Genomic DNA, 10398 nt, shown 5'->3' on the forward strand with positions numbered 1-10398 from the left:
GGCGGGGTCCCCGGGGCGGAGCCCAGGGGCAGAGCCCCCCCCCGGGCCGGGCCGAAATGGCAGGCGACGGGCAGGAGCAGGGACGCCCCGGCCCTCAGCCCTTGCTGACCGCCGTGAGGATTTCCGGCAGCCGCCGGGCGGTCGGTGCCGCCGCCAGCCGTACCCCTGCCCAGCCGAGCAGCGTCCCGTACGCCGCGCCGACCGGCAGCAGGACCCACAGCGACCCGTGGCCGTCCGTCAGATGGAGCCAGATCGTCATGGCGATCACCGGCCCGGACAGCAGCGCCCCGGCGAGCATCCCGCCGAGGAGCGAGATCCAGGCGAGCGATCCCTGCCCCGGCGCGACGTTCTTGTACGCGCTGTCCTGCGGGATCGAGTACGGGAAGTAGGCCGACGCCACCGCGCCCGTCGCGAGCATCGCGCCCAGCAAGGCGAGGGACAGCCCCAGTGCCGAAGGCAGTGTCCGCCAGTCGCCCACGACGGCCGCGACGAGGGCGATGACGGCGATCGTGTACGGGAGGGTGATCACCAGGAGGGCCAGCGCCCGCGCCCGCAGCTCCGCGTAGGCGTCCTCGGTGGTCGAGATCGTCTGCGCCACCATCCAGAACGCGGAGGTGTCCTGCCCGAACTGGTTGTACATCAGCATGCCCAGCATCGCCGCCGCGAGGGACGCGAAGTAGACCGACCCCGCGCCCTGGAGCGCGTTGAACAGCGGCACGATCAGACCGAGCACCAGCGACGTGACCCACGCGGCCTTGGTCTTCGGGTCGCGCCACACATAGCGCAGGCTCCGCCGCATCACCGTGCCCGTGCGCCCTTCGGGCAGCAACTGGTGCCATCCGGTGGCGGCCCCGTCGCGGGCCCCCTTGGCGTCCGTGTTCTGCGACGCGGCGAGCGTCGAGCCGTCGGGGGCCGTCATCAGCTTGGTCAGACTGCGCTGCCAGGACCACAGCAGGCCGTACAGGGCCGCGCCCGACAGGGCGAGCTGGACCAGCGCCACGCCGTACGACCCGTCGGCCGCCGAGCCGATCGCACCGATCGCGGACGCGGGCGGCAGCCACCGTACGACATCCGCCACCGGGTCCAGTGCCGTCAGACCGCCGCGCTCGCCCAGCCGCTGGACGCCGAAGATGACCACCTGGATGCCGACCGCGACCACCAGACCGCTCAGCAGCGCCAGATCGCGTGCCTTGCGGGAGGTCAGCAGCCGGATATTGCCCGCCGACACCGCCCGCGCCAGCGCCACGCACACCAACAGCACCAGCGGGACCGCGACGAGCGCGACGAGCGCCGCGACGGCACCGTAGGACAGCGCGAGCGCCGAGCCCACCAGCAGGCAGAGCGTGAACAGCGGGCCGATGCCCACCAGCGACGCCGCCAGCAGCGCGGCGACCAGCGGGCCCGGCCGCAGCGGCAGCATCACCAGCCGGGTCGGGTCCAGTGTCTCGTCCCCGCTGGGGAAGAACAGCGGCATCACGGCCCAGCCGAGCGCCAGCACACCCGTCAACAGGACCACCACGGTCGCCGCGTGGTCGCTGCCGCGCAGCAGAACCAGCCCCAGGAGCTGGCCGGTCGCGAGGAGCAGGGTGAACACCAGCGACACGACGAACACGGCGGTGCGGGCCGTCGACTGGTTCAGCCCGTTGCGCAGCAGCGACAGCTTCAGCCGTACGAAGAGCCCGGCCAGCCGTCCCGTACTCACCGCGTCCGGGCCGGGTGCGGTCACCGGCCCCCTGCCGGCGGTGCCCACAGCGCCCGTCCCGGAGGCGTCGACCACGCCACCCGCCCCGGAGGCGCTCACCGCGCACCGCCCCCGCCGAGCCAGTCCAGGGAGTCGCCTGCGTCGCGCCCGGTCGCGCCGACCAGCTCCAGAAACGCGCTCTGGAGCGAGGGCGCGTCGCCGCGGACCTCCGCCAGGGTGCCCTGGGCGCGGATGTGGCCCCCGGCCATCACGGCGACCCAGTCGCAGAGGGACTCCACCAGCTCCATGACATGGCTGGAGAAGACGACGGTCGCGCCGGACGCGGTGTACCGCTCCAGGACGCCGCGGATGGTCTGCGCCGAGACCGGGTCGACGCCCTCGAAGGGCTCGTCCAGGAAGAGCACCTCGGGGTTGTGCAGCAGGGCGGCGGCCAGCCCGATCTTCTTGCGCATACCGGTCGAGTAGTCGACGACCAGTTTGTTCTGCGCGCCCGCCAGATCGAGGACGCCCAGGAGCTGGGCGGCGCGTTTGTCGACCTCGGCGCCGGGCAGCCCGCGCAGTCGGCCGCTGTAGGCCAGCAGTTCGCGGCCGGAGAGCCGGTCGAAGAGCCGCAGCCCCTCAGGGAGGACACCGATCCGGGACTTGACCGCGACCGGGTCGCGCCACACGTCGTGGCCGACGATCTCCACCTTCCCGTGATCCGGGCGCAGCAGCCCGGTGACCATCGAGAGCGTGGTCGTCTTGCCGGCGCCGTTCGGGCCGACCAGACCGATGAACCTGCCCGCGGGGAGGGTGAGATCGATGCCGGAGACGGCGATCTGCTCGCCGAACCTCTTCCACAGTCCCTCGACACGGACGGCGGGCGGTGCCACCCCCGCTCCGTCGGCCCGCGCTCCGCCGGCCCCCGCTCCGCCCGCTGCGGCCCCCGTCGCCAGGTCGTCCGGCATCTGCCCCGCCTCTCGGTGTTCCCGGTCAGTCGTACAGGTCGGTCATACATGCGGTCGGTATGCATGCACCAGTACGGGACCACCTTAAGCAGGCTCCGCCGGGGCCTGTGCGGGCTTCCGCCACGGGGGTCTGTGCGGGCTCCCTGACGGGTCAGCCCTCAGGCCGTACGTCACGGGAAAGCCCTCAGGCCGTACGTCACGGGAAAGCCCTCAGGCCGTACGCAACGGGTCAGCCCTCAAGCCGTGCGGGCGCGCACCTCGGCGGCCTCCCGTCCGCAGGCGTACGCGAGCGGGCTGATCAGCTCGTCCGCGTCCGGCAGCCAGCGGTTGGCGGGAGTGGGGCGGCGGGCCCACTGGACCGCGCCCGCGCCGCCGACCCGGGTCGGCGGAGCCGCCACATAGTGGCCCTCGCCCCGGGCGAGCATGTCGATGGCCCCGGGTGCCCACCCCAGCGAGCGGAGCAGCCCGGGGATCTTGAGCGCGGCGCCCGGGAGGACGAAGAACAGCATCCGGCGCTCGGGGGTGCGGGTCACCGGGCCGAGCGGCAGTTGCATGCGCTCCAGCCGGGCCAGCGCCAGAAAGCCCGCGGACTCCGGGACGTCGATGGCGTCGAAGCTGCGGCCGGTCGGCAGCAGGACCGCCGCCTTCGGCTGCTTGCCCCACAGCCGCCGGGCGCCGGTCGCGCTGCCGGTCGCCAGGCTCGCCCAGTCCGGCCTGGCCGCGTGCGCGCCGGGCGACGCACAGTCCCGTTCGCCGCAGGAGCAGTACTCTCTGCCCTCGCCCGCCTCCAGCCAGGTGCCGGGGAACACGTCCCAGTGCCGCTCTTCCGCGTACCGCACGGCGTGATCGAGCAGCAGCTCACCGCGCTGCTGGGGGATGGGTGCGGCTGCCGTGACTGCGATGGTCTCTTCCACGACACTCTCAACTCCAGCCGTCACCTTGGGTTACGGGCCCTCCGTGGGCCGCCCCGGAGCACCCGCCCTGCACGCGGGGCGCACGGATGCATGGACGGGGGCGCGTGTGGAGACGGGCCACGGGGGCGGGTACCCAGTTATTACAAAGGGGGGCGACGCGTCGCCGGTGCCGGGGGAGGTACCACGCGGCCGTCTTCCAGATTCCGGACGGACTTCTGCACCGATTCCGCACGTACTTCTGGAATAACGAACTTCTGGAAATTCCGGATCAGGTGCACGAAGTCTGCATTCTCCGTAAATCAGCCGGGCAATGATCCCTGCGTGGATCACCGCGGCCTCAGGGGGTTATTCATGGCAGCACGGCCTCTCGTCGCCCGACAGCCGAACGAACGGTTGCAGGCGCTCATCCAGGAAGCCGGGTGTTCCAACGCCGGGCTCGCCCGCCGCGTCAACATGGTCGGCGCGGAAAGGGGGTTGGACCTGCGCTACGACAAGACGTCGGTGGCGCGCTGGCTGCGTGGTCAGCAGCCGCGCGGGCGGGCGCCCGGCATCATCGCCGAGGCGCTGGGCCGCAAACTCGGCCGTACGGTCACGATCGACGAGATCGGTATGGCCAACGGCAAGAATCTGGCGTCCGGCGTCGGCCTCCAGTTCTCCCCGACCGTGCTCGGCGCCATCGAGCAGGTCTGTGAGCTGTGGCGCAGCGATGTGGGACGCCGGGACTTCCTCTCCGGCGCGGCGGTCGCGGCCTCCGCGCTGGTCGAACCCAGCCGGGACTGGCTGATCACGGGCGCGGACGCCCAGGTGGCGCGCACGGCGGGCGCCCGGGTGGGCAGTTCGGACGTCGAGGCCGTACGGGCGATGACGGCCGCGCTCACCGAGCTGGACCACCGTTTCGGCAGTGGGCATGTCCGCCCGGTCGTCGTGCACTACCTCAACTCCGTGGTCTCCGGGCTGCTGTCGGGCTCGTACCGCGAATCCGTCGGCCGGGAGCTGTTCGGGGCGGTCGCCCGGCTCACCGAACTGGCGGGTTACATGGCCGTCGACACGGGCCAGCCCGGTCTCGCCCAGCGCTACTACATCCAGGCGCTGCGCCTGGCGCAGGCGGCGGGCGACCGGGCGTACGGCGGCTATGTGCTCGCGGCCTCCATGAGCCATCTCGCCGCCCAGCTCGGCAATCCGAGAGAGATCGCCCAACTGGCGCGCGCCGCCCAGGAAGGCGCCCGGGGGCATATCACCCCCCGGGCCGAGTCGATGTTCTACGCCGCCGAGGCGCGCGGTCACGCGCTGCTCGGGGACGCCAGGACCTGTCATGCGGTGGCGACGAAGGCGGTCGCCTCGCTGGAGCGGGCCGAGCCGGAGGCCGGGGACGACCCGGTGTGGATCGCCCATTTCGACCGCGCCTATCTCGCGGACGAACTGGCGCACTGCTACCGCGATCTGGGCGAGTCGGAGGCGGCGGCCCAGCAGGCGGCGGACGCGCTGGAGAGCCATCCGGAGGGCCGGGCGCGGCGGCGGGCGATCGGGCTCGTCCTGCTGGCCACCGCGCAGGTCCAGCAGCGCGAGGTGGAGGAGGCGTGCCAGACGGGCACCCGCGCGGTGGAGTTGCTGGGGCAGTTGCGCTCCAGCCGGGGCGCGGAGTATCTGGACGACTTCCAGCAGCGCCTGGAGCCGTACGCGGATGAGCCGTCGGTCCGTGAGTTCGGTGCGCGGATGGAGGTGCAGGCGGCGTGACCTTTGTCGGGGGCCGTCCCCAGGAGGCCCGCTGACCTGGGCTCGCGGGCGCCGGCCGGCACCGGTTCCGGACGTGTGTGCGGAGGACTTTGGACACCCGGTAGCGTGAACTGTCGCTTCCGTAGGTTCATAGGCAAGTCCACACGTATCCAGACGTAGGAGTACCGGTGACGCACAGCGGACAGGGTGACGAGCGGCTACCGGCCGACCGGCCCGCGCACGAGGGCGTCGTGCTGCCCGCCGACGGATCCGGCCCCCTGGCACCCCAGGGGCCGGGTGGGCAGACGGCGCCCGTGGGCGGGGAGCCGTGGGGCCGGCCGCCGGGGAGCCTGCCCCCGGAGTCCCGGCACCCGGGCCCGGGTGCCGGACACGGGTCGCCGCCCGGCCCGCCGCCCGCCGCCCAGCCCCTGCCGGACGCCGTACCGCCGGGTGCCGGACCGGGCGCGCTGCCGCCGCCGGAGCCGGTCGCCGGGGCGTCCGACGCGACGCAGTACATTCCGTACGTACCGCCGGGTGGGCCGGGGGCGATGCCGCAGATGCCTCCGCAGGCGCCCGCGCACCTGCCTCCTCAGTCGTATCCTCAGCCGCCTGCGATGGGCGCCGTGGACGCCACCCAGCATCTGCCTCCGGTCCCGCCGGTCGAGGGCGCCTCGGAGGCGACCCAGTACATCCAGCACATACCGCCTATCGAACCCGGGCCCGGTGCCGGTGCCGGTGCCGGTGCATCCGACGCCACTCAGTACATACCGCCCGTTCCGCCGGGCATGGGCCCCTCGGACGGGGTGCGGTACATCCAGCACATACCGCCCATCGGACCCGGTGCCGGACCCGGTGCCTTGGATGCCACCCAGCACATACCGCCCGTCGCGCCGGGGGCGCTCCCGCCCGAGGGGTTCGGCCCCGGGCAGCCGTCCGCCGCCGAGCCGGTGACGCAGTATCTGCCGCCCGTACCGGCGGAACCCATGGGCCCGCCCTACGGGATCCGGCCGGGGGCGCCCGGTGAGCGCCCGCCGCCCGCCGAGTTCGACAGTCTCTTCCGTACGGACGGGCCGGGCGCGGGCCCGGGCCCGGCCGGGCAGCCGCCCCGCTTCGACGGCGGTCCGCCGCCGCAGTACCAGGGCGCGGTCCGGCCGGAGGACCCCGAGCCGCGGCGGAAGAAGAAGTCCTCGCCGCTGCCGGTCCTCGCCGCCGTGGTGGTCGGCTGTGCCGTACTCGGGCTGGCCGCCGGCGCCGTCGTGTTCGGCGGCGACGACGACAAGGGCGACGAACCCGGCGCGAGCAAGAACGTGGCCGCCGCGAACTCGCCCGGACAGTCCGCCGAGCCCTCCGCGAAGGAGCCGGCCGACCCGGTGAAGACGCAGGCCGTGGGGCTCGACCGGCTGCTCGCGGACAGCAACGACAGCCGTGCCGCGGTGATCAGGTCGGTGGAGAGCATCAAACGGTGCCAGAACCTGGACCGGGCGGCGGCGGATCTGCGGGGGGCGGCCGAGCAGCGCCGCGGTCTGGTCACCCGGCTCAAGGTGCTGCCCGTGGACAAGCTGCCCGAGAACGAGGATCTGACCGAGTCGCTCACCGACGCATGGCAGGCTTCGGCGGCGGCGGACGACCACTACGCGGCCTGGGCCACCCAGGCCAAGAGCAAGAAGGTCTGCCGCGACGGCCGCGCCCGCACCACCAAGCGCGCCTCCCAGGCCAACCGCGCCAGCGGCGAGGCCACCGAGGCCAAGCGCGAGGCATCGGGCCTGTGGAACGCCATCGCGGCCCGCTACGACCTGACGGAACGCCGCAGCGACCAGCTCTGAGCAGCCCTGGGGGGATGGGGGCGCGGGGGCACGGGGGCGCCGTCCGGCGGGGTCGGCCGGGTCGGCCGGGTCGGCCGGTCCCCACCGGGTTCGCCGGAGCACCGCGCGGCGGGGGCTGCCGGGTCGGCCGGGGCCTGACGCCGGGCCTGCCGAGGCGGCCAGGGCCACCGGCTCAACCCCCGGCCGGAGGGTCAGCCCGTGCCCGGGGCTCAGCCGGAGTCACGGGGCCTCGGCGGGAGTCATGGGGCCTCGGCGGGAGCCAGAAAGCGGCTCAGCCCGTGTCGGAGTTCGCCAGGGTCGCGCCGACGTCGACGAAGCCGGCGCGCTGCGCCACGAGCCGTCCGTCCCGTACGACCTGGAAGGTCACCGCCCGGTTCACGATCCTGGGGAAGCCGGGGGTGTCCAGATCGTCCTCGTAGTCCCAGCGCAGTGGGGGAGTGAGACCGCCGGTCGTCACCCGGACCCCGTTGTCCAGGGCCTCGGTGATCTGCTCCGGGGAGATGTCGTCCGAGTCCAGCGACTCGACGACCGCGCTCAGCACGGTGTACGCGATCCAGGTGGTCTGCACGCCCGCGTCGGCGGGGTCGATGCGGTTGTCGCCGAACGCGTGGGCGGCGATCACCCTCTCCATCCCGTCCCAGCGCGCGTCCCCCGCGTCCGGGTACCACCCGGTGATAAAGGCGCCCTCGAAGACGCCCTTAGGGCCGCCCGTACGGTCGATGAGCGACTGGCCGACGCTCCCGAGGACGGAGGAGACCCTGACCTTGAGATCGTCGGGGGGCAGCCGCCGGAAGGAGTCGAAGAACGTCTCGGTGCGCTCGCCGAGCGCGGCCGTGACACAGCCGGGCCGGGAGTCACCGCTCTCTGAGGGGGTCCCTGAGGAGGTCCCTGAGGGGGCGACGGCGGCCCCTGAGGAGGTCCCTGAGGGGGCCGACCTTCCCGCCTTGGTACGGGCCCGGCCGGCGACCTCGGTGTAGTCGGTCGCGTCCTCGGCCGCCGGGACGTCGGTGGACCGCCGGTCGGCCGAGGCGAGACCGGCGTTCAGGAGCGGCGGCAGCTCGTCGCCCGCCAGCGAGTCGGGCCGTACGAGCGTCACCCGGCGGCAGACGTCGGCGAGCTGAAGGCCGTTGCCGACGAGCAGGGTGGCCTGCCCGCCGTTGACGGGATAGGACATATTGCTGTTGAACTCCTCCTCCGAGACCCCGAACCCGCCGATGAAGGGGATACCGGCCGCTTCGAGCGGGGCCAGGACGCTGTCGCCGTGCTGGCTGTACGAGCCGACGACCGCGTCCACCTCCTCGTCGACCGCCTGCCGCGCGCAGGCCAGGGCGCCGACCCGGGTGTTCCGCTCATTGCAGGAGATGACCCGCAGCTCATGGCCGTCGATCCCGCCATCGGAGTTGACCCAGCGGGCGTACGCCTTGGCCATGGCGGGCATTCCGGGCTTGTTCGTCGCCTCGGTGCTCTCGGGCGCGAAGGTCATCACGGTCACGGGCTCCCGGGCCTCGTCCGCCCCGCCGGGGATCACCCCGCAGCCGGAGACGAGCAGGGCCACGGCCGTGGCAGTGGCCGTGACGGTGGCCGCGGGCAGGGTGCGGAGCGAGCGGGTCCGCGCGATCCACGAGGGGCCGGGGGAGGCCGGGCGTCGCCTGTCGGTCATGAAGAGTGAGCATTCCGTCACCCGGGTAACGGCGGAATGTGTCGGCTTCAACGACAGGTGACGGGAAGATGAACTACGGGAGTTACGGAAACCCCGGGGTCAGGGGGCTGCGCGGGCCGCCGGCGGCGGAGAACGTACGATCGGGTCGTGCAGCAAGGACCGGTCCCCTCTTCCCGTCGCGGCCGTCGCTCATCCACCATGGGCGGTATGCCGCTCACCGACATGCCCTGGTGGCGCTGGCGCACTCAAGTGCGTTCGGCGCTGCACATGCTCTCCGACCCCGTCTTCCACCAGGAGACCTGGTTGACCGGCCGGGAGGGGTACGGCGATGTGACCGACGCCGTGTACCGGCTGGTCGAGGACACCTGGCTGGACAACTGGTCCGCCGAGAAGTACGTCGGCACCATCTTCCGCGACTCCGCCGAGGCCGCGCTCGTGGACGCGGCCGTCCTGAGGGTGCTGCGGATCATGCACCAGGTGGGCGCGGACGCGCTCGTCTCCGTGTACCTGGAGCACCCCGGCTGGCCGGACGCGGTACGGGCGTGCCGCGAGGCGCACATACAGCTGGCGGCCAATGACGGGGAGGACCCGGACGTGCCGCCGCGCTCGCTGGACGTACTGCGGATCATGACCCGGACCGCGTGAGCACGGCCTGTCCCGCTGATCCCCTTGCCGTCCCGTCGGCCGTCCCGTCGGCTGTTCCGTCTGCCGGACGGAGTCCGGCCGGGGGGTACCGATGTGGCACCCTACGAGGATGACCGACCAGTACGTCCTGACGCTCTCCTGCCCGGACAAAAAGGGCATTGTGCATGCCGTGTCGAGCTATCTCTTCATTACTGGCTGCAACATCGAGGACAGCCAGCAGTTCGGGGACCGGGACACAGGTCTGTTCTTCATGCGGGTCCACTTCTCGGCCGAGGCCCCGGTGACCGTGGAGAAGCTGCGGGCGAGCTTCGCCGCCGTGGGGGACTCCTTCCAGATGGACTGGCAGATCCACCTCGCCGACGAGCCCATGCGGATCGTGCTGATGGTCAGCAAATTCGGCCACTGCCTCAATGATCTGCTGTTCCGCTCCAGTATCGGCGCGCTGCCCGTCGAGATCGCGGCGGTCGTCTCCAACCACCGGGACTTCGCCGAGCTGGTCGGCTCGTACGACATCCCCTTCCACCACATTCCGGTCACCAAGGACAACAAGGCGGAAGCGGAAGCGGAGCTGCTGGAGCTGGTGCGGGCGGAGAACGTCGAGCTGGTGGTGCTCGCCCGCTATATGCAGGTGCTCTCCGACGATCTGTGCAAGCAGCTCAGCGGCCGGATCATCAATATCCACCACTCCTTCCTGCCGAGCTTCAAGGGCGCCAAGCCCTACCACCAGGCGCACGCCCGGGGTGTGAAGCTGATCGGCGCGACCGCCCACTATGTGACGGCCGACCTCGACGAGGGCCCGATCATCGAGCAGGAGGTCGAACGGGTCGGCCATGAGGTGACCCCGGAACAGCTCGTGGCGGTGGGCCGCGATGTGGAGTGCCAGGCCCTGGCGCGCGCGGTGAAGTGGCACGCGGAGCACCGGATCCTGCTCAACGGCCGCCGTACCGTCGTCTTCGCCTGAAGCCTGACACGTACGGCGGGGGCGCGAGCCGAC

At 72.4% G+C, this 10398-nt stretch carries 8 protein-coding genes; 4 read left to right on the forward strand and 4 right to left on the reverse strand.

Features of this window, described 5'->3' with window-relative positions; genetic code table 11:
• Window positions 1-94: 94 nt before the first annotated feature.
• The 3 genes from ACWF94_RS22130 to ACWF94_RS22140 all read right to left on the reverse strand — a co-directional run bounded on the left by ACWF94_RS22130 (window position 95) and on the right by ACWF94_RS22140 (window position 3563).
• A complete protein-coding gene (locus ACWF94_RS22130; protein WP_453490990.1) occupies window positions 95-1750 on the reverse strand; it encodes a transporter in 1656 nt (551 codons plus the stop codon).
• Window positions 1751-1797: 47 nt separating this feature from the next.
• Window positions 1798-2649, reverse strand: coding sequence for an ABC transporter ATP-binding protein (locus ACWF94_RS22135; RefSeq protein WP_453490972.1), 852 nt, complete (start codon window positions 2647-2649; stop codon window positions 1798-1800).
• Between the two features lie 236 nt (window positions 2650-2885).
• Entirely contained in the window at window positions 2886-3563 is a 678-nt protein-coding gene (locus ACWF94_RS22140) for a bifunctional DNA primase/polymerase (protein ID WP_453490975.1), read from the reverse strand.
• Window positions 3564-3914: 351 nt separating this feature from the next.
• Here ACWF94_RS22140 and ACWF94_RS22145 point away from each other — a divergent pair, with 351 nt between their 5' ends.
• Both ACWF94_RS22145 and ACWF94_RS22150 read left to right on the forward strand, forming a co-directional pair.
• Window positions 3915-5297, forward strand: coding sequence for a transcriptional regulator (locus ACWF94_RS22145; protein WP_453490978.1), 1383 nt, complete (start codon window positions 3915-3917; stop codon window positions 5295-5297).
• A 167-nt stretch (window positions 5298-5464) separates the two neighbouring features.
• Complete coding sequence (locus ACWF94_RS22150) at window positions 5465-7099, forward strand: hypothetical protein (protein ID WP_453490981.1); 1635 nt, start codon at window positions 5465-5467, stop codon at window positions 7097-7099.
• Window positions 7100-7370: 271 nt separating this feature from the next.
• Here ACWF94_RS22150 and ACWF94_RS22155 read toward each other — a convergent pair whose 3' ends face one another.
• Entirely contained in the window at window positions 7371-8759 is a 1389-nt protein-coding gene (locus tag ACWF94_RS22155; protein WP_453490984.1) for an ABC transporter substrate-binding protein, read from the reverse strand.
• 198 nt (window positions 8760-8957) lie between these two features.
• On the opposite strand from ACWF94_RS22155, the gene ACWF94_RS22160 reads away from it, so the two are divergent.
• Together ACWF94_RS22160 and purU are read left to right on the forward strand one after the other, a co-directional pair.
• Window positions 8958-9404, forward strand: a complete 447-nt coding sequence (locus ACWF94_RS22160) for an SCO4402 family protein (RefSeq protein WP_453490993.1) — start codon at window positions 8958-8960, stop codon at window positions 9402-9404.
• Between the two features lie 109 nt (window positions 9405-9513).
• Window positions 9514-10365, forward strand: a complete 852-nt coding sequence (gene purU / locus ACWF94_RS22165; RefSeq protein ID WP_453490987.1) for a formyltetrahydrofolate deformylase — start codon at window positions 9514-9516, stop codon at window positions 10363-10365.
• Window positions 10366-10398 lie beyond the last annotated feature (33 nt).

The organism is Streptomyces sp. NPDC055078, from assembly GCF_053607985.1.

Excerpts from the sequence above, each read along its gene's own strand:
- ACWF94_RS22155 (WP_453490984.1), bottom strand. The coding sequence starts at position 8,759 with ATGACCGACAGGCGACGCCCGGCCTCCCCCGGCCCCTCGTGGATCGCG.
- ACWF94_RS22135 (WP_453490972.1), bottom strand. The coding sequence starts at position 2,649 with ATGCCGGACGACCTGGCGACGGGGGCCGCAGCGGGCGGAGCGGGGGCC.
- ACWF94_RS22145 (WP_453490978.1), top strand. The coding sequence starts at position 3,915 with ATGGCAGCACGGCCTCTCGTCGCCCGACAGCCGAACGAACGGTTGCAG.
- ACWF94_RS22160 (WP_453490993.1), top strand. The coding sequence starts at position 8,958 with ATGGGCGGTATGCCGCTCACCGACATGCCCTGGTGGCGCTGGCGCACT.
- purU (WP_453490987.1), top strand. The coding sequence starts at position 9,514 with ATGACCGACCAGTACGTCCTGACGCTCTCCTGCCCGGACAAAAAGGGC.